Source organism: Haloferula rosea (assembly GCF_016595525.1).
Lineage (GTDB): Bacteria > Verrucomicrobiota > Verrucomicrobiia > Verrucomicrobiales > Akkermansiaceae > Haloferula > Haloferula rosea.
In genome coordinates, this window is the sequence record NZ_JAENII010000001.1 from 399328 (window position 1) to 425214 (window position 25887).

11 protein-coding genes and 1 tRNA gene are annotated in these 25887 nt (G+C 60.4%); 7 read left to right on the forward strand and 5 right to left on the reverse strand.

The features are described from left to right. Positions 1 to 7: 7 nt before the first annotated feature. From JIN81_RS01440 to JIN81_RS01455, 4 genes are all read left to right on the forward strand, one after another. A complete protein-coding gene (locus JIN81_RS01440) occupies positions 8 to 727 on the forward strand; it encodes a prepilin-type N-terminal cleavage/methylation domain-containing protein (protein WP_200275547.1) in 720 nt (239 codons plus the stop codon). Positions 728 to 964: 237 nt separating this feature from the next. Then, on the forward strand, positions 965 to 2152 hold the full coding sequence (locus JIN81_RS01445; RefSeq protein WP_200275549.1) for an MFS transporter: 1188 nt from the start codon (positions 965 to 967) through the stop codon (positions 2150 to 2152). 27 nt (positions 2153 to 2179) lie between these two features. Further along, positions 2180 to 3379, forward strand: coding sequence for a XylR family transcriptional regulator (locus tag JIN81_RS01450; RefSeq protein ID WP_200275551.1), 1200 nt, complete (start codon positions 2180 to 2182; stop codon positions 3377 to 3379). A gap of 169 nt (positions 3380 to 3548) precedes the next feature. Then, positions 3549 to 5360, forward strand: a complete 1812-nt coding sequence (locus JIN81_RS01455; protein ID WP_200275553.1) for a right-handed parallel beta-helix repeat-containing protein — start codon at positions 3549 to 3551, stop codon at positions 5358 to 5360. 37 nt (positions 5361 to 5397) lie between these two features. On the opposite strand, the gene JIN81_RS01460 is transcribed toward JIN81_RS01455, so the two are convergent. The 4 genes from JIN81_RS01460 to JIN81_RS01475 all read right to left on the reverse strand — a co-directional run bounded on the left by JIN81_RS01460 (position 5398) and on the right by JIN81_RS01475 (position 18996). Continuing rightward, positions 5398 to 6996: a right-handed parallel beta-helix repeat-containing protein gene (locus JIN81_RS01460; protein ID WP_200275555.1), complete on the reverse strand. Its 1599-nt coding sequence runs from the start codon at positions 6994 to 6996 to the stop codon at positions 5398 to 5400. Positions 6997 to 7284: 288 nt separating this feature from the next. Next, positions 7285 to 7358, reverse strand: a tRNA-Arg gene (locus JIN81_RS01465). Between the two features lie 119 nt (positions 7359 to 7477). After that, positions 7478 to 8635 carry a hypothetical protein gene (locus JIN81_RS01470; protein ID WP_200275557.1) on the reverse strand — a complete coding sequence of 386 codons (1158 nt, stop codon included), beginning with the start codon at positions 8633 to 8635 and terminating at the stop codon, positions 7478 to 7480. Between the two features lie 20 nt (positions 8636 to 8655). After that, positions 8656 to 18996 (reverse strand): outer membrane protein assembly factor BamB family protein, encoded by a 10341-nt coding sequence (locus JIN81_RS01475; protein WP_200275559.1) that lies wholly within the window; start codon positions 18994 to 18996, stop codon positions 8656 to 8658. Positions 18997 to 19484: 488 nt separating this feature from the next. Here JIN81_RS01475 and JIN81_RS01480 point away from each other — a divergent pair, with 488 nt between their 5' ends. Together JIN81_RS01480 and JIN81_RS01485 are read left to right on the forward strand one after the other, a co-directional pair. Next, positions 19485 to 19952, forward strand: a complete 468-nt coding sequence (locus JIN81_RS01480) for a hypothetical protein (protein ID WP_200275561.1) — start codon at positions 19485 to 19487, stop codon at positions 19950 to 19952. A gap of 311 nt (positions 19953 to 20263) precedes the next feature. After that, positions 20264 to 21739: an MFS transporter gene (locus JIN81_RS01485; RefSeq protein ID WP_200275563.1), complete on the forward strand. Its 1476-nt coding sequence runs from the start codon at positions 20264 to 20266 to the stop codon at positions 21737 to 21739. Here the strand turns inward: JIN81_RS01485 and JIN81_RS01490 are convergent. Next, positions 21721 to 22929: a substrate-binding domain-containing protein gene (locus JIN81_RS01490; RefSeq protein WP_200275565.1), complete on the reverse strand. Its 1209-nt coding sequence runs from the start codon at positions 22927 to 22929 to the stop codon at positions 21721 to 21723. The genes JIN81_RS01485 and JIN81_RS01490 overlap by 19 nt on opposite strands. 208 nt (positions 22930 to 23137) lie before the next feature. Between JIN81_RS01490 and JIN81_RS01495 the strand changes: the two genes are divergently transcribed. Next, positions 23138 to 25816, forward strand: a complete 2679-nt coding sequence (locus JIN81_RS01495) for a sulfatase-like hydrolase/transferase (protein WP_234044372.1) — start codon at positions 23138 to 23140, stop codon at positions 25814 to 25816. Positions 25817 to 25887 lie beyond the last annotated feature (71 nt).

Consider the following 25887-nt stretch of genomic DNA (forward strand, 5'->3'; position numbering starts at 1 on the left):
CCCAATCATGATCTCCTTGCACCATCGCAAGCATCAAGTCCGCAGAGGATGCCTGCTTCGTCCGGCGGGATTCACGCTGACCGAGTTGCTGATCGTCATCGTCATCATCGTTGTTCTCGCCGCGATCGCCTTTCCCATCAACTCGGCGGTTCGCGAGCGGGCCAAGGCGGCGCACTGCGTGAACAACCTGAAGCAGATTGGAACGGGCCTGCTGTCCCACATTTCGGAGAACAACGGACAGTTCCCCGACGGTTCAGCGGATGTGTCATGGATTGGCAAAGGAACTTCTTGGTATGATGCTGCGTCCGCCGACATGGGCCGCAAATATCTTCCGTATCACAAGGGTGACCCCCTTCCGACGGTTTTTGGCTGTCCTGCGGGGCATGGTGAAGCATACGAACCGGCCTGGCCCTATACGGGCGACTACGCGGCCAACCTGCGCCTTGGCCGGGAAGGGGATGGAGTCATGAGATTGGCATCGGTCAGGAAGCCCGCCTCAACACCCTACGTCCAAGACACCGTGAAGCAGAACAACTTCGGCGAATGGATCTTCCGTGGAGGGGCTAACAAGGGTGCCAACATGGCATTTGCGGACCGGCACCGAGGCAGCGGAAACATCCTGTGGGTGGACGGGCATGTTTCGTCCCTTCGCTACAACGAATACATGGAGTTTGCCAACGAGCCCCATCATGGTGGCCCCTACAATTTTGTGCGGGGCAAATGGTAGTGGCCGGGTGAATCGGACTCGAGGTCGGCCATGGCTTGCAAGCATGTCATGGTTGTGCAGAGCGAATCAGATTGAGGACCCGAGTGCCGACAGGCATACTTGAACCGCTCATCCAATGGTCGTGCACTCCAAGTCTGAACAGAGATCTCATCGACATCCCGTCGCACCAGCTTTGCTCTCCGGGCTGGGTATTTGCCGTGCGTGTCCGGCACAACGGTTTGCCCGCCACCAATGACCATGGAGGAGATTCATGGCCTCCGCAAACGGTCTCAGCTCTTTGTTTTTGAGGCTCTGGGATCGCTGGCCTGTGGCTTCTACGGCAACTACGTATTCTTTCTCTTTCGGGATCGGCATGGTTTCGGAAATCTTGGAAACCTTGGCGTCGCCGCCCTGATGGGCCTGGTCATCGCGGTGGCCTCGTGGCAGGGGGGAAGATTCGCGCAGCGGCGTGGTTGTTTCCGGGCGATGAACGTGGGACTGATCGGGATGATCCTCGCGCTAGGCGTGGGCGCGTGCTTCGAACCTCTTCCAGTTCAGCTTTTGGTCATGGTCGTCTGGGCGGCCTCGCAGTTCATGGTGTGGCCGGCACTGGAGGCGCTGGTGACCGAGGGAGTGAGTGGATCAGCGAGGGCGAACATCGTGGGAATCTACAGCGTGGTATGGGCAGCCTGCTCGGCCCTGTCGTATTTCTTCGGCGGTGGCCTGTTTGAGCGGCTCGGGGCCTCCAGTATCTTCTGGCTACCACCGGTGCTCCATCTCCTGCAGATCGCTGTTTTGTGGGGCTACTCGCGGAATGAGGCCGAGGCACCGCCTGCGATTCCAACAGCGCCGCTGCCCCAAGCGTCGCCTCCGGCCTCGAGGTCCGGGTGCGATCCCAAGTCCTTCCAGCGCATGGCCTGGTTCGCGAATCCGTTTGCCTGCGTCGCGGCGTTCACCCTGCTGGCGATGATTCCGGAACTTGCGCGCAAACTTGGCTTGAGCGTCACGGTGGCGGGTGTGTTTTGTTCAATCTGGTTTTTCGCGCGTCTCGCCGCCTTCGTGATCATGTGGCGATGGCCCGGGTGGCATTACCGTTTCCGCTGGCTCTTGGTCGGCTACATCCTCCTGCTGATGGGTTTCGTGCTTGTCCTGACCTCCGGAGGCCTTTGGCAGCTGGCGATGGGGCAGGTGGCGTTCGGCTTGGCGGTCGGGAGCTTGTACTACGCATCCCTGTTTTACTCAATGGACGTCGGTGAGGCCCGTGCCGAGCAGGGTGGGATCCATGAGGCGATGATGGGGGCGGGAAATTTGGTTGGTCCGGGCATTGGAGCCATGAGCCTGCTCATCGCCCCACAGTTGCCGAATGCCGGAGTCTGGTCGGTCAGCGGGTTGCTGGGGGTTGGATTGATGGTGCTTGTGGGAAATCGCTTGAAGCGAAGGATGTAGGATGTCCCATTTCATTCCATGAAAGGCATGCCCACGAAAAGGCCCACGCCACGAGTTGCTCTGCTCATTGAATCGTCGCGCAGCTACGGCAGGGAGCTCTTGATGGGCATCGCCAGCTACGTGAGGGTACATGGCCCGTGGTCGATCGAGTTTGAGGAGGGCGATCCGGCCGAGCATTTTCCCAAGTGGTTCAGCCGTTGGAATTGGGACGGGGTCATCGCCCGTGTCTCGACCCCGGCGATTGCCGAAATCCTTGGAGACACGGGAGTACCAGTGGTTGATTTGAGCGGCAGCTTGCCCGACGCTGGATTTCCGAGGATCCGTTCCGACGAGGAGGCGGTGGGGCGAATGGCTGCCGAGCACTTGCTGAGTCGTGGCTTCAAGAACTTCGCATTCTGTGGGTTCAATGGGATGGATTGGTCGGACCTGCGCCGGGCCAGCTTTGAGCGGCGGGTTGCCGAGGCTGGATTCGAATGTCAGGTCTTTCAGAAGCCCGGCATCTCACCCTCGTCAGCGGAGGTGGACGGGGAGCATCATGGCGAGCTTCAGGAACGCGAGTTGATGGCTTGGTTGAAGTCCTTGCCGAAGCCTTGTGGAGTCATGGCCTGCAATGATGCCCGGGGACGACAGGTGTTGACCTGTTGCCGTGAGGTCTCGGTTCCCGTGCCGGACGAGGTGGCAGTGATCGGGGTCGACCGCGATGAAGTCTTCTGTGAGTTGTCCGTGGTTCCGCTTTCCAGCGTGATTTTGAATACGCAACAGATCGGGTTCGAAGCGGCTGCTCTTCTGGCCCGGTTGATGGATGGGGAAGCCACCGAATTTTCGTCCACCATTGTGAGTCCGGTCGGGGTGATGGCCCGGCAATCGACGGATGTGCTTGCGATCGATGACCGGCACATCGCGGCGGCTCTGAAGCACATCCGTGAGCACGCCTGCTCTGGTCTCGATGTCGAGTCGTTGCTGAAGGTGGTTCCGCTTTCGCGTAGCGTCCTCGAGCGCCGGTTCTCGAAGATTCTCGGGAAATCTCCCAAGACCGAGATTCTGCGGGTGCGGCTCAATCGTGTTCGTGCACTGCTGGCGGAGTCTGACCTGACCCTCGCCGAGGTGGCTGAGAAGACCGGATTCGAGCACCCGGAATACATGAGCCGTTTGTTCAAGAAGAAGGTGGGGGTCACTCCCGGCGAATTCCGAAGGCGGTCGGGATCAACGGGGCTTCCTGCGAAGTGATCCTCCTTTTGAGTCGTTGTCGAGTTTGAGGGGTGGTCGATTCATCATCGGTTCAAAGTCGACGGAAAAGTTCAGGAGATTTCCCTGAAAGTTCAATGATGCAGGCCGGTGCGAGGTGTCAGTCTCTAGGCGCTTCTGAATGCCCTCCAATCCCTTTCGCCAATCACTCATGAATACGACTCCGATTCACCTCGTCGCAGGACTCCTTCTCCTCTGGACTACCGTTGCCAACCCCGCAGTCGCGAGGGAAGCCGGAGTGATCGACGTGAGGGAACTCGGTGCGAAGCCGGACGGCAGCGACACGACTCCATCGGTCAGGGCCGCGCTGGAGGCTGTCCGCAAGGGTGAAGGATCCAAGATCACCTTCGGGCCCGGTCGCTATGATTTCTACCCCGATCGGGCATTCGAGGAATACCTTTTCGTCAGCAACAACGACGAGGGTCTCAAACGCATCGCCTTTCCACTGAAGGAGATGGACGGGTTGGAGATCGATGGCGGGGGGGCGACCTTTGTCTTCCACGGTTACACCGTGCCATTCCTGATCAGTGGCTCGAGTCAGGTGAAACTCAGGAACTTCAGCGTCGATTTCAGCCGTCCATTTCACTCGGAAGGAAAGGTGCTGGCCATCACGCCCCAGCACGTGGACCTCGAGTTCACCGAGCACTATCCATTCGAAATCCGGAACGGGGTGCTCGTCTTCACCAATGGCAAGAAGGCGAAGACCAAGGCCACCACCGTGACCAGTGGGGAAGTGGTCTATCCCTATGGCAGCCTGCTCGCTTTCGACCCGATCAAGCAGGAGACCGCCTTCATGGCCAAGGACCGTTACCAGGTTGGTGCCGGAATAGCCGCCCACCCGATCGGACCGAACCGGATCCGCCTCAGGATCCCCAACATCTCCGCGCGGGTGGGTGAGATCCTCGTATTCTCTCCGAAGAATCGCGACGTCCCGGGGGTCATCGTGACCGACAGCTCCGGCGTGCGCCTCACCGACATCACGCTGCACCACTGCGGCGGCATGGGGGTGATCGCCCAGCGCAGCGCGGACCTTTTCTATACGCGCCTGAAGGTCACTCCACCCTCCGGGGGACACCGCATCATCAGCACAACGGCGGATGCCACCCATTTCGTGAACTGCAGAGGCCGGATCGAGATGGTCGATTGCCTCTTTGAGCAGCAGAAGGACGATCCCACCAACGTTCACGGGCTCTACGCGAAGATCACCCACATCTTCGCCCCGAATCGTTTCGAAGTTTCCATGATCCATCCGCAGCAGGCCGGCGTGGATTTCATCGGGGCAGGCACCCGCCTTGAACTGAATGATGGCCCGAGCCTCACCGAGGAAGGCTTCGCGAACGTCAAATCGGTCGAGCGCCTCAACAAGCACCGCACCATAGTCGAGATCGAGGGAACCCTCCCGGAGAGCGTCACTGTCGGGGACTCCGTCGCCGATGCGGATGCAAACACCGCTGAAGTGCTGATCCGCAATTGTGTGATGCGCGGCAACCGTGCCCGCGGCCTCCTGCTCGGTTCACGGGGAAAGATCGTGATCGAGGGCAACACCTTCCATACTCCGGGTGCGGCGATCCTCTTCGAAGGCGACTCCCGCTTCTGGTTCGAGCAGGCGGGCGTGCGCGACGTCGTCATCCGCGGCAACACCTTCGACAACTGCAACTACGGCGTCTGGGGTACTGGCACCATCCAGGTTGGCTCCGGCATTGCCGAGGAGTTTCGCAGCACTTCCCGCTACAATCGGAACATCCGCATCGAGAACAACCTCTTCCGCAGCTTCGGCCGGGTCCCCTTGCTTTCGCTCTACTCGGTGGATGGTCTCACCTTCACCGGCAACCGGCTGGAGAAAACGACGGATTACCCGCTTCCCGACGGCCAGGAGAGCAAGCTCTTCGATGTCACTGATTCCGACGATGTGAAGATCGAAGAGCCCAGCACGGTTTCCGAGGAGGCGGCGGTGGGCGGGTGAGTTGACTCGGCGCTGTCCCGTGGGGCGCCGGTGATCCTCAGGGTTCGCAGTACTCGAGCACGATCGGCTCGATCGCTTTGCCATCGGGGCCCGTGGACTGACCCTTCGGTCGGTCGGGCAGGGTGTTGCCTTCGATGGTCAGGTTCTTGGCGGAGGTCACCCGGATGAGTGGCCAGGCGCAGTCTTCGATCCGGTTGTTGACGATCGAGATGTTGCGCAGCGCCCCTGCAGGCAGCGGTCGATTGTTGCCGCCAATGGCGAGGATCTGAATGGGCGTCTGCAAACTGCCCTTGATGGTGTTGTCACTTACCTCGATATCGCAGGGGAGCCCTCCCTCGAGCCACCAGAATTCGGGCCGTATGAGGACCGCCGCCATCCGGCTGCCGATGATTCGGTTGCGCACGACCTCACCCTTGCTGGCCTTGATCAGGATGCCGCGGGATCGGTTGTGTCCGAAGTCGCAGTCGGTCACGGAGAACCCATTGCCGACCCGCAGCGGGCAGCAGACCGCGGAAGCCGGGGGCAGGTTCACCTCGCGATCCAGAGTCAGGGTGAGGATACGCGCCTTTGATGAAAGCATGCGTGTCTTGGTGTCATTGTCCATCCGCTGCTCGTTGAGCAAGGCCCGTTCCCCGTCGGTGAGTGGGGTGGAGGCCGGGCGGATCCCCGTGACCACCGCATCGGGCGGGCGCGGACCGGAATGGGGAAGGAACTCCACCGGGTCGCCCGGGCGGAACCTCAGCTTGCTGATGACCACGATGCGAAGGTCCCTTCCCTGACTACTGGCAACGTAGTGGTATTCTCCGTTGATATTCACCGCATCGTCGCCCTGATGGTGGGCGGTGCAGGCGACGATCGCGGGGCCTTTACCGGCATCCTTGCTGTGAAAGGCGTCTGCATTCAGCGAGCGCATGCGCGGAAGGGCACGTTGGACCGGATCATGGCGTGGATCGCGCCGCACCACCCTGCATCCCCGGTAGATGGATCCGTCGCAACCTTTCTCGAGGAAACCGAAGCAGGGCGAGGCATGGAGCGTGATGTCCTCGAGTCGCATGTTCTTGCAGTCCCGCAGATCGACGGCATGAGGTGGCCCCGGGGTGCCCTTGGCGTTGTTCGTGACCAGGATGTCTCCGATTTGCTCGGTATCGCGTTCCGGGTTGAACCGGTAGTTGCCTTTCTTTCTGACGCGGTAGCGACTCTCGCCAAGGGGCTCGATCTGTTGATCCCATGAGGCGTCGTCCCGCCGGAGTTCTGCGGTTCCGGGATCATAGATTTGGATCCGCTCGATCAGTTCGTGCTCGGGGTATCCCGCGGCAACTTTGAAAACCATCGAACTCTTGTCTTCGGCCATCGACACGATCGTTCCCTGAGTGAAGGGCAGGGGATCGTAGTCGATCTTCAGTCCGCGGATCGTGACGTCCGAGCATTGATCGAAGAGCAGTGCCCGCACCGTCGAAGTGCAGACCAGCTCCACGTCGTAGGCGATGATCTCCACGTTCTTGAGGTCCTTGAAGACGAGATGCTCCCCTTTCTCCGCCTGAACCCGGTAGCGTCCCGGCGGGATGACAATGCGCTTGTTGCCTGCGGCAAGCTCATCGGAAATCAGCGTCCGGAGATCCGCCGACTGTTCGGTCAAAGAGATGGCACTCGGTGAATTTCCCTCGGAGTGCCCCTCGTTGCCCTCGCGACATCCCGTCAGGAAAATGCCCACGGCAACTGCCGAACACCCGACCCAAAATCCCAATGATCCAAATCTTCCGCATTGCATTCCCTCACTGTGATCCAGCCCCACGACGTGCCAAGTTTCAAATCGTGAGCTGGCAGGAGGTGCAGGGGTCTTTTGCCCCATGCATGCAGAACGGTCGGGGACAAGCTTCGTCGCCGTTCGCCGGAGACCGGGAGGGCATCCGGCGGTAGGGGAAAGCACACCCGGCTGGATTCGAACCAGCGACCATCCGCTTAGAAGGCGGGTGCTCTATCCAACTGAGCTACGGGTGCGTTCGGGGGAGAGGTAGTGTCTTGAATCTGGGGAGACAAGACCGGATGCAGCGGAAATTTGCTGGGAAACCGAACTGGGGGTGGAGCGGTCGGCGCCGATTACCGGGCCGTTGGGGTTCCTATGGCATGGTGTAGCGGATCTGGAAGCCGCTGTTGAAGCCGCTGGGATCAAGCTTGAAAATGGTGGGGCCGGCCTGACCGCGGAACTCGCTGGCAGTATCCAGTCGGAAGTAGGCACCGATGCGGAAACGTTCGCCGACATCGTAGGTGATGTCTCCCTGAGCGTAGACACCCGGGCGGAACTTGACTCCGGAATTTTCATCGACCCATGCGGCATAGGTGCTCGTCCCGCGTCGTGTGGTGACGCTCAGGCGTTCCGCCTGTTGGCCCTGCCAGTTGTAGACATTGCAGATGATGCCGGCCTGAACCGACAGGTCGATCCCCCCCCACGACTGGGTCAGAGACGGGCCGAAGGTGAAGCTGTAGACGTCGACGTCGATGTTGGCAAAGACGCGGTTGGAAAAGGTCGCGACATCGGTGAAGAGCAGAACCGGGGTGATTGAGCGGCTACCTGGGCGATTGGGGATCAGAGCTCCAGCGCCTTGATCCGAACCTGCGTAGGGAGGAAGGGGAGGGATGACGCCACCAAGGTCGTAGCGATCTTCGTAGTCCAGGCGGTAGTCGTCACGTGTCTGGCGTCCGCTCCAGTTGCTGAAGCCAATCCCTTGATCGACTGATGCGAAGTCGAAGCCGACGCTCCATCCAACCCGAAGCCCGCCGATCTTCCATGGGGTGGCCAAGTCAGCCTGAATGTGCGGGGAGACGGCCTGGAGCGTGTCGCGGCTGGCTGGACCATGGCGGGGGATGTTGAAGCTCTGGTTGTAGATGCTTTGATATCCGGTCGCTTGGTAGGCCAGCTGATCTCCCTGAACCTGACCGCTGTTCTGATAACCCCAGTATTGGGTCAGCCCGTCGAAACCGGTGGATGCATCCTGACGGACATAGCCGTCATTGTATTCCCGATCCGAGTTGGATCCAAGATCACCGACAGGGGGAACGGTGAGGGAATTGCCGCCCACGAAGCTGGGAGGGATCAGGCTCTTGCTCCGGTAGCTGGAGTTGATCTTGAGTTCTCCGACCTTGCGAATGCCAGCCGCCATGGAGATGGACCACTGCCAGTCGCCTGAGTTGCGGCCTGAATCGATCGGCGACTTGGACGTGCCGGCCGACAGCGGCAGGCAAGTGAGCGCGGCGAAGGGGAGGATGTTGAATTTCATGCTGGAATCGGGAAGGAGAATCACTCGGAGGGAAGCTCAAGGACGCGGTAGAAACGCGAGGATTTGTCGGCAGGCGGTGAGTCGGTGCGCGGTGGGCCTCGATCGATCCATTGGACCCGGTTGCCCGCGGCGCGAATGCGGGCCGGGGAGACCTTCCAATCGGATGCGTTGTCTGAATACTGGACCTGATAGGTCGCTCCGGGGGTGGAAGTGAATTCGATGAGGAGACCTCCATCCCGGAGCATCAGGCATCGCTCCACGGCGACGCCCGGTGTCTCGGCTTCGGGATCCAACTCCGGTTCGGTCACGAGGTTGACGGTGACTTCGGGGTCGATGACCGTGCCTCGCAGGGGGGCATGGTATTCGAGGATGAGGGTGGTGGATTCCCCGGCGGCGAGGGCCTGGCGATGGTGGATGCTTCCTCCGCCGGCGACCTGGTTCGATGCATTCTGGATGGAGACGCCATCAGGAAGCCCTGAAATCGTAAGATCGAATCCAGCGATTTCCCGAGCACCGGTATGGGTCACGACGATGGTGTGTTCGTAGAGTCCGGTCTGGCGGTTGAGGACGAGTTGTTCATTGATCTGAAGTTCCGGATCGGGGTGCTCGGGGACGGTGAACGTGATCGTGGTTTCGGTGACATTCCCGGCCGAGTCGGTGATCGAGATCAGGACATCGGACGAGCCCGACTCCCAAGGGTTGTAGATGACGGTCAGGTCGCCGGATTCAGGTTGAAGCTCCAGGGTCCGGAAGATCTCCGGACGGGTCACTGACAGGATGCTCCACATCAGCGGGTCGCCGGGGTCGAGGTCGGCTGCGAAGGCCGCGAGCCCCACGGTCAGGTCGTCTGCGGCCGCTCCGCTGTCAAGAGCTGCCGGCATGGCCTCGGTGAAATCAGGTGCGGCATTGGCGAAGTAGGCGTGGATGGTGCCATCGCTCCCCTGGGTGCACAGGTAGCCATCGGAGTAGGCAAGATCTCCTCCACCGGTGAGCGTTTGGACGGCCTCCCGGGTGGTCAGATCGAAGATGTAGGTGTTCGCTTGGCTGCCGATCATGAGGTGATCGTTCACAACCAGTGCCTGATCCGAGGTGATCGTACTGCCGGTATCGTAGGTGGCTCCTGGCGCGCCGGTGTCGAGGGCATGGGTTTGCACGGAACTTCCCTGAATCGAGTAGACGATGCCGCGGGCCACGGCGGGACTGCCGCTGATGCCGGGCTGCGTGACGTTCCAAACGATGGATCGCTCGGTGAGGTCGATGCAGGTGAGGTCGTTGCCTTTCCTGACCACTGCGTGATTTCCGCTGATGATGGGGATGGATGTCCCTGATGCTTCCGTTTTGAGCGACCAGAGTATGGTGCCGTCAATCGGGTTGTGCTCGTTGAAGTCGTCGCGAAGGGAGGTGAACAACCGGCCGTTTGAGACAGCGGGAGTCCAGTCCGAAACCTGTGAAAGCGACTGGAAGAACCTTTGGGTTCCATCAGGGGCGAAGCCGTACATCCCGCCGTAGGATCCGCCGTTCACCCAGATGCCGTCGTCGGTCACAGTGGGCGCTTCGTAGCGCTCCCACTGGGCGGCGTGAGGGCTGCTCCAAATGGGAGTTCCGGATTCGGCATCGAGGCACCACAGTTGGGTGTCGCTGCTGTGGTTCCCACGCTGGATGTAGATGCGGCCGTTGTGGAATGTCGGCGGATTGATGGAGAAGGCTTGATCGAACGAGTGGGACCATAGGGTTTCCCCGGACGCGAGATCCAGTGCCTGAGCGTTGCGGGAGCCACCGAAGTAAACCCGGGGCGTGATGAACACCTTGCCGTCGGCGATTGCCGGACGCTGCATGATGCCGTTCAGTGCGGTTCCCTGAGCCTGCCAGGCCGGGACGAAGGTGTGACGGCCAAGGGTGGCCGGGTGGAAACCCGAATGTCGTGGGCCTCCTCCAAAGGTCGGCCACGCACCGGCGAAGCGATCGGCCGGCCGAACGGTGACGCGTGCTGGTTGTGAGGTGACGGTGCTGACGATGTTGCCGACCGTGAAGGTGTAGATCCCGGCATCCTCGGAGTCGATCTCGGGGATGTTCAGGGTGGAGGTGGTGGCTCCGGGTATGTCGATTCCATCAAACTGCCATTGCCAGGAGAAGGGGCCGATTCCTTCCACTGAGCCGCGCAGGATCACCTCCTGTCCCGCGGACAGGTCGGCGCCTGTGGGCTGCATCACGATGACAGGCACATCGGTTTCGGCAAGCAGCTCAAGCCGAACCGTTTGCAGGGACGATGCTCCGAGAACGTCCGTGACTTGCAATTGGATGTCATGGTGGGTGCCTGAGGCTCCGTTGGGAGTTCCGCGCAGGCTTGCCGATCCGCCGCCATGATCCGACAGCTCGAGCCACTCGGGGAGCTGGAGGGCTTCGATGACGAGTCCGTCGGCGCCGTCGAGATCCGCCGCGGTAATCGGCGCGTGGAGTTGGCGACCCGAGATGGCCTGGGAAGGGGGGGTCGAGGAGAAATAGGGAGTGTGGTTCGGCGAATCCTCGAGCGAGAACAACCAGGACTTGTTGCTCCCACCCACAAGGAGCCAACCGTCGTGCACGGCAAGGGATGACCCGAACTGGGATCTGGATCGATCGTGCGGAACAATGGAGGGTCCCTGATTCCAGGTGTTTCCAATTCTTCTGAAAGTGAAGACACCGCCGCCACTGATCCCTCCGAGGTTCGCCCCTTTGTCACCAATCAGAAGGAGGTCCCCGTAGCAGGCCAGGCTGCTTCCGAAGGAGCTTGTCGCGCCCGGGACGTCATCGCGGTCGATGGCGGTGGAGTATGACCACGTCGTCGAAGTTCCCTTCGAGTAGACATACACGATGTCGTCGGAGTCATTATTGATGGCTAGATGGTTGTCTCCCAAGGCGATCGAAGTCGCGGCGGTGTCGAATCGGTCGACGTTCGGCAGATTCAGCTCCTGGCTTTGGGACCAAGCTGCCGTTGCCGGGTTGCGGGTGAAGATGTAGGCATTCGCCAGTCGGTTGTATTGGCTGCCTCTGCCAGTGGCTGCGATCAGTGCTGAATTCCCACGCATGGCGATGGCACTTCCGAACTGATCACCCGGCTCGGAGTCTCGTGGTTGAATGACCTGGACCTGTGCGAGAGAGGGCTGGGTGTGGTAGGCGATGACCCTTCCGAACGTCGATGTGGTGTTGCTTCTCGTGCCTGCCAGCAGCATGTCCCCGGCTACCGCCATCCCGTGACCAAGCTGCTCGGACCCGGTCCCCTGCGGGACGTCGCCATCATTGCTTGCGGCGAAGAATCCTTGGGGATTGATGCGGTAGTGGAAGACTTTTCCCGAATTGTCGGCGGGCTCGTTGAACTGGTAGTCACTGATCCATACCGTCCTGTCGTCGATCGCGAGCTTCGCGCCAAATGCATCGTAATAATCCGTTCTTGGGGACCGGAAGGTTTGAATCGGACGGCTGATCCCGCTGGAGGGATCGAACCGGTGCAGCCAGGCGATGTCATCACCTCCGATGAGAAGGGACTCCCGGACGAAAGCCACGGCAAGACCGCTGGAGACATCAATCTCAGGGCCTTCGGGAAAGCGGATGTCCAATTGATAGGTTGGTGATGGCACGGTCCCGGCGGGCGTGCTTGCCAGAACCTGCCATTCGTAGGACCTGCCAATGGGGAGGGTCGTTGGCAGCGTGAACGAGGTTCCAGATACGCCGCTGTAGGTCCGCCGACCTCCCGGCGCTCCGTCAATGATCAGGGTGTAGGATGAGGCGCCTGAAACGGGTGACCAAGAGAAGCTGCTTGGGCTTTCATCCAGACTCTGGCCGGGTCTTGGCCATGGACCGGGTAGGACTGTGACGGGAAGTGACCGCAGTGAGGAAGCTTCGGCATTGAAGACCACAAGGTGGCTGGAATCCGCAGTGAAAGCAGAGGTTCTGGCGCTGACGGGAAGGGCGAAGGCTTCCGCTCCGCTATCGCTCCACCAAACCGAGTCGATCCCCGCTGCCAGTTGGCCATCGGAAGAGAGGCATTGAGCCGGGTCCTGGAGCTGAGTGATCACGTTGGTGTCCGGGTCGAGCAAATACGGGCCGAGAATGGCCCGGGAACCGTCGGCACTGAGTTCGAAGGTTTGAAGGTTGCCGGAAAGAACACCGGATTGGGCCTCAAGAACGTTGGGCGAGACCCCGATGTTCAGCTTGGTCACCGTAGGAGAGTAGTAGGTTCGAGCGTGGAACAAGTGCCCGGACTGATCATCCAAGGCGATCTGGCCGTATGAATAATTGCCTTCCAGCGAACTGCCGGTGCCAGCATTGAGGTCCCATACCCTGACAACCCCACTCGCTCTCTGGGAGGCATACAATTGGCCACGGCCGTCTAGCTCGATCTGTTCGATGTTCGAGTCGAGCGTGATGGGTGGCAGGGCGCTGAAGGTGTCGAGGTCGACCACTTGTACTACCGGGAATGTATGGTTGGCGGCATAGAGGAGTCCGCTGGTCGGGTCGATATCGATGTCGGTGGCGTTGCGGCCGATCTCGATGGCGCCGGTGACACGTCCCGTGGTGCCGTCGATGCGAAGCAGATGGGAGAAGTGGGTTTCCGGATCGGCATGGTTGATTCCATAGACGACGCCTCTTCTCGCTGGATCCGCGATCATGACGGTGACGTCCATTGCGATGATGTCGAGAGTCACCGGGAGCTCCCAGGTATCCGTCCCGGACGTGAAGGTGATGAAGCCTGAGTGGCTGCCTGGATCCAGATTGGTCGAGTCGAAGGAAACCTCCAAGGTTGATCCGGTCGATCCGGATGATTCTGCAAGACTCAGCCAAGGGGTGTCATCGGTGTTCGCAGACCATGGCGTGGGATTGGGCGCGTCGAGCTGCAGGGTTTGCGAGGGGATGGGTGAGTTTTCAGGAAAGGCGAACTCAAGCCGGGAAGGAACAATGTCGATCGGAGCAATGTCGAAGGACCAGACTTCGCCCGTTTGAACTCCCCTGAAACCGTTGACATCGAGTCTCCAGTAATACTCTTCATCCAGGTTGAAGGAGAGGGGCTCGTTCCATTGGTTTCCGATCACATTGCCAAGGTGGAAAGCGCTGCCCGGGGAGGCGCTGGCAACTGCGTTGCGGTCGGTGCCGAAATACAGGTCATAGGAAAGCGCGAAGGGTTCAATGGTCCAGCCCAGTTGTTGGTTGGTGCCGATCACCGTGGCGCCGTCCGGAATGGATGGGATGGTGCCGCGAGGGGGGAGTGAGGCGATCTCGGCCAGGTCGACTGCGATCATGTCCGAACCTTCAAAGAGGAAGAGTTTGTCCTGGGCCGATGCAACCGTCTGGATGCTGGAAGTCGTGGGAAGGTCTCCGATTCGAAGCCCGTTGTTCCCGTTGTAAATCCCGTTCTGGGTGAAGAAGAGGTCTCCGTGAAGCGTGGCACAGATCACCTCGTCGGACAGGGTGTGAAGCACGTCGAGTTCCGGATTCATGACTCCGCCATTCCAGTAGACGTACGAACCATCTCCGCTCAGGAATACCCGGCGGGATCCGTAGCTGCTCCTGCCGGTTACTCTGATATCCCCGATCTGAACGAAGTCGTCGGCTTCCGTATCGAAGCGTGTGATGCTTGCATTGGAGATATTACTATCGCCGTGGTAGTAGTAGCGACCGGTCGGATCAAACTCGCCGTCGCCTTCCCTTTCGGACTGGGTGGCAAGGATCGAGCCGTCTGTCGTGTCAATCAGACTGACGTTGATCCACTGGTCTTCCTGTTCGATGACGAGGCGGCCGGCTCTGCCTGCCGACACTCTGAAGATGTCACCAGAAGAGGTCCCATAGCCGCCGGACGGTTCGAATTGGTAGGTTTGGACTTCCTCGAACGTGTTGCGATCCAGGGCCCGGAGCACACCGGTCCTCCAGTTGGGCACGTAGATCCGGTTCTCCTGATAGTGAACCGCGAGATCGGTCACGGAGAACCCGACCGGAATGGCCCGGGTGATGGTGTTGGTGATGCTGTCGATCACCAGCAGATGGGCTGGTTGGTTGCCGGTTTCCGATTCCTGGGAAATGGCGTAAATCCGATCCAGTTCGAGATCCGCGACCGCGAGAGTGAAATTCAGGGGGATGACCTCGACGGAAACCGGAAGGCTCCACCGATCCGAGCCGCTCGTGAAGTCGATGGTTCCCGAGTAGGTCCCTGCCGCCAGCCCGGTGGTATTGAACCGAATGGAGACACTGTCCCCGGAGGTGCCGCTCGTGGCACTCAGGCCGAGCCATGAAACGGAGGGAGAGGCACTCCACGACAAGGGAGTTGGAGCGTCGAAGACGAGCCCTTGGTCCGAGATCGGGCTTCCCTCGGGATGTGAAACCGAGATTTCACGTGGCGTGATGTCGATGGGTGCCACGTCAAAGCTCCAGGTGCTTCCCTTTTGAACTCCATTGAACCCGACGAGGTCGACGCGCCAGAAGTATTCGCCGTCGAGTGCAAGAGCAGGCAGGTCACCGTTCCATGTGTTTGATATCGATTCACCAAGGAAGAGAGGGCTGTCAGGAGTGGCGCTGTTGACGGCGGCTTCGTCGGTCCCGAAGTAGATGTGGTAGCTGAGGGCGAAGGCTTCCAAGCTCCAGGAAAGTGTCTGTTCGGTGCCGATCACGGTGGTGCCATCCGCGATGGCAGGAGTGGTCCCCGGTCCGGGAAGCTGGGCGATCGAGGAAAGGTCGACCGTGGTGACGGTGTTGTCCGAGAAGAGGAAGAGGTCTTCCTGCGACCGGGCGACTGCCTGAACGGCAGTGGAAACCGGAAGGTCGGCGAGTTTGGCGGCATTGTGGCCGTTGAAGGCAGCGCCGATGGTAAAGACCACGTCACCATGGCGGGTGGCAGACAGCACCTCGTCGTCAAGCAGTTGGAGCACGTTCAAGTCCCGGTCGAAGATGCCTCCATTCCAATAGACCCGGGAGCCATCGCCGCTCAACAGGACCGTCCTGGAACCGTAGTAACTATGACTGTCGACCCGCTGCGTCGCGAGTAGGGTGAACTCGTCTTCGGAGATATCGTATTTCGTGAGGTCCGCACCGGAGGAATTGTTTTCGCCATGGTAGTAGTAGCGTCCGCTGGGATCGAATGCTCCGCCACCCTCGCGAAGTCCGATGGATGCAAGAATCGAGCCATCGGACGTGTCGGCGAGATTGACGTTCACCCACTGGTCCTCGGCTTCGAAGACAATCCGGCCTGCGGTGCCACCCGCCACACGGTAAATGTCGTCACGGCTGTAGCCGACCCCACCGAAGGGGCTGAACTGGTAGTTCTGGACGTTCTCGAGCGTGCTCCGGTCCAGTGCTCTCAGGATCCCGGTTCTCCAATTCGGCAGGTAGAGGCGGTTCTCCTGGTAGTGGATCCCGATATCCGTCACGGAGCGTCCTACGGGAACCACGGATACCATGGATGCCGTGTTGGAATCGAACACCACGAGGAAGGAAGGATCCGGAGAGGAGTCGGATTCCTGGGAGATTGCATAGATCCGGTCCAACTCGAGGTCGGCTTTTGCCATGGTGTAGTTCACGGGGTAGACCCGGACTTCCAGCGGTATGGGAAAGGAAATGCCACCGCTGGTCAGATGCAGCAGGGTTCGATGAACCCCTTGCGCCAGATGGGTGGCGTCGATGATGGGAACGAGATTGGAGGGCGTGGTGCCTGAGGTTTCCACGAAGGAAACCCATGGGTCATCGGCAGAGACCGACCACGCAACCGGGGTGGGGGCGTCGAGGGCGAGGCTTTCCCGATGCTGGCTGAATCCCATCAGGGTAACCGTCTCGATCCCGGTGCTGGACAGGGTGAGGGTGGAGACAAAGAACGAACGGACCGGACCCGCTCCGGTCGCGCCATCGGCAAAGACGGGATCGACCCGCCAGAAGTAGGTGATTCCGGAGGTCAGGGCACTGGGCAGTTGGATCGTGGGTTGGCTGCTGGTGCCGATGAACTCGGGGGACGAGGTGTCAGCGGATTCCACCCGTGCACGGTCCGTGCCGATGAAGACCCGGTATTGGAGGGCGCCTGTCTGGGGGATCCAGCGCAGTTCCTGAGGCTGGGCGACAGCGCCTCCATCTGCCGGGAAGATATTCAAGCCAAGGGCTTCGGCTCCGACCGTATCGATCAGGTCCAACCACCTCAATCCGCCTGTGGAGGAGTCGAAGTAGAGGAGGTAGGAGTAGTCAGGTGAGACCGCCTGGACTGTTGAGGGCGCAGGAAACTCGAACACCGGGTCGGGCACTCCGGCCGCGTAGATGGCGGAAGCACCTGACACGATCTCGGCTCCGGGGGAGATCGAGTAGATCTCTTCCTGATAGATGGCGGGGAATTCGTTCAGATCGAGTTGGTCGACCATGCGGTCCTTGATCACCAGTCCGCTGCCATCCGCGGTCATGAGGATGGGGGTGTCGAATGGCTCCCGGTCGAAGTTCGACGAGTTCACGCTGTTGCTCTTGGTGAATCCGCTGAGCGTTCCGTCCGGATCGATGTCGAAGCGGACCACATGGGATCCACCCGCGCCGGCACCGTCACCGTATTGCCTCCACCCGAAGAGTCGTGAGCCGTCCTCGCTGACGTGGATGTCTCCGTAGCCGTAGTCGTTGGATGTGTTGGGCGTGGTCCCAGTTACGGAGCCAAAGGTCTGGAGGACGGTTCCGGTGGCGGTATCGAAGACCCGGAGGCGTGGACCCCACTGCTCATCCACATAGTAGACGATGGACCCGGGACCGTCCTCGATGTGCCCGCCGAAGTCATCGTTGCGATTGCTGAATTCGGATAGGTCGTGGGTTTGTGTGACCTCCAGAGAGGTCAGATCGATCCGGGAAATCGATGGGTCGGATGTGTTGATGACGAGAAGTTCGGCAGAGGTCTCGGTGAGATCCAGATCAGTGGGTTCGTCTCCCACCGGGATGCTCTTGATGATCTCCTGGCTCAGTGGGTCGATCACGAGGATGCTTCCCTGTTCCTTGCCGTTCTGGTTGATGGCGTAGAATCTCGGGCGGAGGGGATCTGGAATGATCTTGCTCAGGTTGAGGGTGTTGACCGTCAGATCGATCTCGACGGAGATCCGGCTGTTCTCATCCCAGATGAAGACCGTGCCACGGTGGGTGCCGGGTTGGAGGGTGCCGCTGGAGAATCGGACTTCGATGGATCCCGCATCCGAAACCGTGGCGCTGAGCCAAGGTTCGGACGTGGATGCGGACAAGTTGCCTGGAGTTGGGTTCCCGCTCGTCGGTTGGAGTTCGATCTCCAACGGGTCCGGGCTGAGTCCGGCGATGCTCACCAAGGAAGGGGCCGGCGACGTGGGTTCGAACGTGGGCTGAGCCACTTCGATCCGGACCGACTCCCAAGCGGTTTCCGGAAGGGTGGCGGGATCGGTGCCGGAAGGGACGATGGCGAAGCTCGTGGCATAGTCACCCGGGGCCAGGCCAAGAGCGGAGACCGCAGCGGGAAGGGGGCTGGTGAGGCCTGCTCCGATGTTGCCGGAGCGGGTATTGGCGATGAACCATGGTGGTCCTGGAAGGATCAGGTCGAGAAAGGTCTCCGCCAGTGCTTGAAAGACAGAGGTGTCGTAGATCGCACCGGAAGGCTTGGCGAAGAGAAGGTAGTGGATCTGAGAGGCGTTGGTGAGACCGGCGATCCGGTGATTCTCATCGGCGGTCTGGTTCAGATGGGTTCGTGCCAGTGCCGGATCGTCCGGCACGAGGATAAGGTGATTGATTGAGGGGTCGCCGGCGCCGTACACCCGCTTGATGAAGGCTCGGTAGGAGATCCCACCGCTGGAGATGGCGAACTCCTCGACGCTCACGGATCCATAGCCATCTGCGCCGAGATTTCCGGTGATCGCGAATTCGTCCACATCGTCGAGGTCTGCAGAAAAGATGAAGAGCCCGTCGTAGTTGCGGGTGAAGTAGGTCGCGGATGAGGCGGCGTTGGTGTAATTCGCCGGCGTTCCGTCGGAGTAGTTGAGGATATCCCCGTTCAAGCGGAGTTGGTTGCCTCCGTCATACATGTCCCCGCCGCCGTCGCTGATTGAATTGCCGGACACCCCACCACTGATGACATGACGATCAGAAATGATCTGCAGGAGTTCTGGCTGGTGGTCGTCCAGGGAGTCGACCCGGGTTTGCATCGCGTCACCTGATTCGTTTCGAAACACCAGATTCCAATCGAGTGAAGTCGTCGGGTTCTGGTTCTCGATGGAAAGATCGAGGGTGGCTTCCTGACCAAATCCGAGGGATTGGACGTAGGGTCCACCGGGATGAGTGGCCAGATCAGCGGAGGAGGGCGAGGTGGCGGCCAGTTGACCAGAGAGAAGAAGAGAACCCAGTAAGGTCCTTGGGATGGAAGTCATGAGCGCCTAGGGATGAGATGAAATCGGGACGGGTGAGGATTCGTTAGGTCCTTGTGTCATTCAAGTCGCGGATAGGTGCGTTTCCGCACCCATCTCCGACATGGTAGATACACGGACGCAGCCCGACTTATTCCGGATTGTTGGAAGTTGCTTTGTTTCGAGGGTTCAATCGCCGATCCTTGGTCATGCGGTGGCTCGTGGATGGCGTGACGCTTCGGCGGATTGGAGGACGCGGGTTCTCCCTGAAATGGATCGCCATTCGCCCCGATACTTTGGTTTTGTTAAATGTTTTGCAGTTCCTCGCTCTGTGTGGAAGCGCTGGCCCATTCCCGTTGGCTGCAGAGGTTTGAGGTCGTGGGGCAAGTGTCCGTGATGCGCTTTCGGATTTCTGCAGGATGGGGTGGTCCCAGTGAGGGGTGGAGCCGGGGGAATGCAGGGCACCAACACGGGGCTGGATGGCGGGGTGGTTCCGTGATTTTCTCCTGCTCATGGAGAACCTGCCTGCCATGCCCCCGATGCCGAATCCGCAGGCGATCCAGGATGCGGAGCACATCAAGATACTGGTGATCTGCCACTACGTGCTCGCGGGGATTACGGCCCTTGGTGCTTCGATCCCAATCATCCATGTCGCGATGGGAGTGATGATGCTGTCGGGTGGATTCGGTGCGAGCCCCGGAGCGTCAGCTGCCGAACTGAAAATGATGGGCTGGATGTTCGTAGTGATGGGCGGGCTTTTTGTGGTGCTGGGATGGGCTCTCGCCATCTGCATCTTCTTCGCGGGCAAGTTCCTGTCCGAGCGGCGGCGGAAGACCTTCGTGTTTGTGATCGCGTGCATCAGTTGTCTGAATGTGCCGATCGGGACCGTCCTCGGGGTGTTCACGTTGCTGGTGCTGGAACGCCCGAGTGTGAAGGCTCTGTTCGAGGGATCGAATCCCGGAATCGGGCAGTTTCGTTAGTGGGGAGCGAGCCGGCGGAGTGAGCGGGTTGGAAATCCAGGTGTTCGGGATTGGAGGGTTTTGAGGAGGTGGAAGAGTGCGTTTCCGCACTGGTTGGGTGATCGCACTTCACCTGAGGCGCCGCTTGAGCGGGCGGCTTGGACTTGATCTAGTGAGGGCGAGAGTCGGATGTCCGGCTTTCGTTCAAAACCCAGACCCATGATGAACCTGCTGAACAGTGACTGGAGAATCCTCCCATCGACGGGTGATGGCGCCGGAGCGGCGATTGTTGCTGGAATTCCCATGTTGGAAAGGGGCGGACTTTGACGAGTGTGAGTGGAGCGAGTGGAGGGGGGAAGGATGGGCGTCTCGGGTGGGGCGAGCGCATCGGCTACGGGCTCGGTGATCTGGCATCGAACCTCTACTTCCAGATGTTCAACATGTTCCTGCTGTTTTACTACACGGACGTGTTCGGCATCTCGGCCGTGGCTGCCGGGTGGATCTTCCTGTTGTCCCGGATCTGGGATGCGGTGAACGACCCGGTCATGGGGATTCTGGCCGACCGCACGCGGACACGCTGGGGAAGCTTCCGTCCCTACATCCTTTGGTTCGCCGTGCCGTTCGGGGTGGCGGGCTACCTGATGTTCTATTCGCCGGATCTTTCGCCGGGCATGAAGATTGCGTATGCGGCGGTGACCTATCTTGCCGTGCAGATGCTCTACACCGCGGTGAACATCCCCTATTCGGGCCTGATGGCGGTGATTCACCCATCTTCGGCGGAAAGGGCCCGCGTTTCGTCGATTCGCTTCATTTTCGCGTTCCTCGGTGGCTGGGTCATCGTGCAGTTCCTGCCACCGCTGAAGGAATCATTGGGTGGGGGGGACGATGTGCTCGGTTTCCGCAATACCATGGCCATCTTCGCGACGCTTGCGACCGTGCTTTTCCTGATCACCTTTGCGTCCACCCGCGAGCGCGTGGCTCCCGAGGTGAAGACATCCTCCCGAGCTGAGATCCTAGCGGACCTGAAAACGCTGCTTCGAACCCGGCCGTGGTTGATTCTGGTTTTCGCTGGTCTGATCAACCTGATGGCAGTGGCGATCAAGAACGGATCGAACATCTACTACTTCAAGTATGTGGTGGGGAACGAGGTCGAGGTGGCAAGCTTCGGATCCGGCGGATGGATGGCCATGATCCTCGGGGTGATGTGCACCGGGGTGCTCATCAAGTTCTTCGAGAAGCGTCAGCTCATCATCTGGCTGACCATCATCGGCGGTATCGGTATGGCGCTGCCCTACTGGATCGACCCGGAGCTGAGGATCACCCTTCCCGGGTTGGAGACGGGGGCCTACACCATCTTCGGTCTGGAGATGACGAGCATCGAATTCTTCCCGGAAAATCCACGCTGGATCTACCTGATCAATCTGATCGGGTCCTTTGCGGCGGGGCCGCCGGTGGCGCTGGTCTGGACGATGTACACCGACGTGGCGGCCTTCATCCGGTGGAAGCACAACCGCCGGATTACGGGACTCGTCGTATCTGCCGCGGTGTTCTCGCAGAAGTTCGGCATGGCGCTGGGCGGTTGGTTCGCCGCGGTGCTGATGGCCTGGTGCGGGTTCAAGTCGAATGTCGAGCAGACGGACGATTCGAAGCACGCCATTCTCCTGCTGTTCTCGCTGATCCCCGCGGTGCTCATCGTGGTGCAGGGGATCTCGATCTTCTTTTACCGTCTGACGGACTCGCAGATGAAACGGATCGAGCTTGAACTCGAAGCGGATGAATCGGCGGCTGCTCAGCCGACGGGTTCCTGATCCCGGAACTTCTGGCGGTAGGCGCGTGGAGACAGGTTGGTGTCACGCTTGAAGGCGAGGCTGAGATTGGAGCTGTTGCAGTAGCCGCAGTCGCGGGCGATGGCCTCGATCTTGATGTCGGTCTGGGTCAGCATGCGCTTGGCGTGGTCGATGCGGATCCGCCGCAGTTCGGCAGCGGGTGAGCGCTGCAGGTGGGTGCGGAATGCCTTCTCCAAGCCGCGTTTCGACATGCCGACATGTTCGCACACGTCATCGAGTGTCATGGGAGTTCCGAAGGCGGCGCGCATCAGCCGCAGTGCCTTGGCAACGCCTGCGTGCGGAACGGCGAGAACGTCGGTGCTCCTTCGATTGACCACCCGACCCGGTGAGATGAGCATGGGCGGTTCGTCGTCATCGATCTCACCGTCCATGCGGCGCTGGAGTTGGCGTGCCGCCTGGTAGCCGAGTTCCTCGAGGCGGCTGTCCACGCTCGACATGGGAACGGCGAGGCAGTCACAGAGGAACTCGATGTTGTCGACGCCGAGCACCGAGATTTCCTCGGGGACGTGGATGCCATTGCGGACGCAGACCTCGATGAGTGTGGCTCCGAGGTTGTCCTGGCCGGTGAAGACGGCAAGGGGACGGGGGAGCTTTTCGAGTTGGTCGAGAATCGCTTTCTCGTGTGCCGCCCAATCGCGGAGGGTTCTGGCGCCGGGTTGCTCGATGACATGGAGGTGGTCTTCGTCGACTCCTGCTTCAATGAGGGCTTCGCGATAGGATGCATGGCGGATGGGATTCACCTCGACCACCGGCCAGCGGAAGAATGCGAAGTGGTGGAAGCCGCGCTTGAGGAAGTGTTCGGCGGCGAGCCGCCCGATCAGGTAGTTGTCGTTGAGCACCCGTGGGACGGTTTCCGGCATCTTCGCCACGCTCACATCGACCTTGGGCATGGTCAGCGAGTCGATGAATGGAGCGAGGGTCGGGCCGTAGCAGGTGATGGCACCATCTCCGGGCCAGTTGAAGGGGACGTTCCGGTCCGAGAACAAATAGGGCGAAAGGTGCCAGTTGGCCTGAACGGCGAAGCGGGCGATGCCCTTGTAGATCCGGTGATCGAACCAGTCGAAGGCGACGAGGATACTCGGTTGGTTGGAAACCTCTGCAGGCTCAAAGTCCCGCAGCTTCCCCGAGGTCGACCTTTTCTTGGCGCTCATCGGTGATTAGTAGGCGAAATTTTTGCTCAAGCGCAAGTCGGAAGGGCGCAAATGCACCGGAATGCGGGTGCTTTTGAGTGCGAAACGCGCTTGTGGTTCGTCGCTCGCGGGCGTTCTTGTGTGATCAGGCCACTGGCCAAGAACCCATTTTTCCGCAACCGTGAATCTTAAACCCACTCGTCCATTCGCCGGAGGATGCCTGACTTTGATGGCATGCATTCTCTCTTCCGCGCCAGTTCATGCCAGCGAGCGCCCCAACATTCTGTTCATCGCGGTCGACGATCTGGTGGCGACTTTGGGGTGCTACGGCGACCCGGTCGCTCTCACGCCGAGAATCGACGGTCTGGCGGCTGAAGGCATGACCTTCCTCAACCATCATTGCCAGTGGGCGGTCTGTGGTCCGTCGCGGGCGGCGCTCAGCACCGGGCTGATGCCGGAGGAAACCGGGGTGATGGGATTCAAGGCCATCCGGCATCCGGATTTCCTGCCGGATGTGATCACCCTGCCCCAGCACTTCAAGAACGAGGGTTACGAAACGGCCTGCACGGGCAAGTTTCACGATCCCCGAACGGTGGGAGACACGAGCGGAGGCCTGACCGACGATCAGTTTCCGAACGGCTCGAATGTTGACGATCCGTTGTCGTGGTCGATTCCCTACGTCAAGGCTGCGTCAGGATACAATCCTCCGGGGAAACCGGCCGTCGATGCCTCGTCGACCGAACCTTTCTCGAACTACGGTGACCATCATATCAAGCAAGAGGGCCTTACCCTCATCGATACCCTGGCGGGTGGAAGCAAGCCGTTCTTCCTCGCGGTCGGATTCAAGAAACCCCACCTCGGGTTCTACGCGCCGGATGAGTTCTGGGCGCTCTACGACCGGAACGACATGCCGCTCGCGCCATTCACCGCCCATCCGGCGGGAGCCTCGCCCTACACGGGAAACACGCTCGATTTCCACAGTGAGCTGCAGGGCTATTCGCCATATGACACCAGTTGGCCTCCGACCGACGCCCAGTCGAGGGAGTTGGTGCACGGGTATTACGCCTGTGTTTCGATGATCGACGAACTTGTTGGTAGTCTGCTCGACAAGCTTGCGGTCACCCCTGATCCGCTCCAGTCGGGGAAGAATCTTGATGAAACGACGGTGGTCGTACTTTGGGGTGATCATGGTTTCCATCTCGGTGATCATGGTCGCTGGGGAAAGCACACGGCGATGGAGGAGTCGACGCGATGTCCCCTGATCATCCTGGATCCCCGCACGCCGACGGTGCCGGGGTCGAACACGACGACGACTCCGGTGAACTCCATCGACATCTATCCGACCCTCTGCGAACTGGCCGGGCTGTCGGTTCCCGAACAACCGCTCAACGATGCCGTGCCCGACGGGCGTCCGATTCGTGGGCGGAGTCTCGTTCCGCTGCTGGGTGATCCGGATGCGTCGGTGCACGATGGTGCGATCACTCATTTCAATTCGGCCGGCCGATACGGCTATGCCTATCGGACCGAGCGTTTCCGATACATCGAGTGGGTCTGGAGTGATGGTTCCGTGGATGGTGTGGATCTCTACGACTATCTGGATGATCCCCTCGAGACCCGGAATCTTGCGGCGGATCCTGCCTACGCCGGAATCGTCCATCAGCTTTCGCGATCGATGCGGGCTGAAACCACCACCAACGGAACGGGAAGGCTCGGACTGGCGGCGCCATCGGCGGTGGGGGCCGATGCGGACCTGCCGGATCTCTCGATTGAAGCGGATGGTTCCGGAGGCATCCGCCTCGCCTGGCCCGACAGCGGGGGCGTCAGTTATCGGGTCCTTGGCGATGAGGATCTGATCGCTCCATGGCAGGTCGATGCGGAAGACGTGTCGGGCTCTCCGATCGACCTTCCGATCACCACCGCACGTCGTTTCTTCCGGGTGGCATTTGATGACAATGTGCCGCCGGTTTTTGTGGCTGATCCACTCAAGTTGGCCGACGCATCCCTGGGTGAGGCGTATTTGGGGAGTCTCTCCACCTCCGTGGTGGACCCCGGGGATGCGTTGACCTTCTCGAAGATCGACGGACCGTCGTGGCTCGTTGTGGGCTCCGATGGGGCCCTTTCGGGAACTCCCGCGGAGTTGGGTGCGGCGTGGTTCACCGTCGATGTCGTGGATGGAGCCGGGGCCTCGGCAAATGCGCGGCTGCAGATCTCCGTGGTGGACGATGCGCCACCTCCGGCGCCGACGAAACTCGAGGAGTTCCTGTTTGCCGATGCCGCCGATACGGGGCTCAAGGATCTGACCAACTCGGGGACGGTCGGGTCATCGTTCGAGTTCAATGCCGCCGACGAGATCGAAGCCGATGGTCTGGGCAGACTCATGATCGGTGATGATCCGGGTGCGGCCGGTGTGACCACCGGGGTGAGCAAGGACTGGTTCCGGAGTGTTCCTTTCGCCGCTGACCCAGGAGCCGGGGTATATGAGCTCGAGTTCCGTATCGATGCGTGGACCTTGTCGACGGCATCCGGCCACGGTTTCGAGTTCGCCCTGCTGGATGCGGATGGCACGGCGCTCAAGACGCTCTTCAATTCGACCTCCGCTGCAGACGACACGCGCATCCGTGCGGTCGACAACGGCACCGGGGGAGCGACAGGGCAGGTCAGTGGATTCGGGGTGTCGGGTGCCACGGGACTGACGGTCCGGACGACGGTGGATCTGGTAAATGGTCAGTGGCAGGTGGATTACAAGCCGGACGGGGCGTCGGGGTTCAGCCCTGCGTTCGGATTGAGTGCGATCAGCCCGGACTTCGCAGGCATCAGCGAGATGAGGCTCGTGGTGGAAGGGTCAACCCCATGGACGGCGGGCGACCACGCGGCCATCGACTACGTCCGCCTGACCAAGCTGCCATGAGTGCGCAAAATGATGGGTTTACGGGTAATCTTCAATCCGTGTGCTACTTGTTGAAGCGATCCGACATGGCA

Bases quoted from the DNA above. Each gene is read 5' to 3' on its own strand.
- JIN81_RS01470 (WP_200275557.1), bottom strand. From the start codon at position 8,635: ATGAAATTCAACATCCTCCCCTTCGCCGCGCTCACTTGCCTGCCGCTG.
- JIN81_RS01480 (WP_200275561.1), top strand. From the start codon at position 19,485: ATGGAGAACCTGCCTGCCATGCCCCCGATGCCGAATCCGCAGGCGATC.
- JIN81_RS01495 (WP_234044372.1), top strand. From the start codon at position 23,138: ATGGCATGCATTCTCTCTTCCGCGCCAGTTCATGCCAGCGAGCGCCCC.
- JIN81_RS01450 (WP_200275551.1), top strand. From the start codon at position 2,180: ATGCCCACGAAAAGGCCCACGCCACGAGTTGCTCTGCTCATTGAATCG.
- JIN81_RS01455 (WP_200275553.1), top strand. From the start codon at position 3,549: ATGAATACGACTCCGATTCACCTCGTCGCAGGACTCCTTCTCCTCTGG.
- JIN81_RS01475 (WP_200275559.1), bottom strand. From the start codon at position 18,996: ATGACTTCCATCCCAAGGACCTTACTGGGTTCTCTTCTTCTCTCTGGT.
- JIN81_RS01490 (WP_200275565.1), bottom strand. From the start codon at position 22,929: ATGAGCGCCAAGAAAAGGTCGACCTCGGGGAAGCTGCGGGACTTTGAG.
- JIN81_RS01445 (WP_200275549.1), top strand. From the start codon at position 965: ATGGAGGAGATTCATGGCCTCCGCAAACGGTCTCAGCTCTTTGTTTTT.
- JIN81_RS01440 (WP_200275547.1), top strand. From the start codon at position 8: ATGATCTCCTTGCACCATCGCAAGCATCAAGTCCGCAGAGGATGCCTG.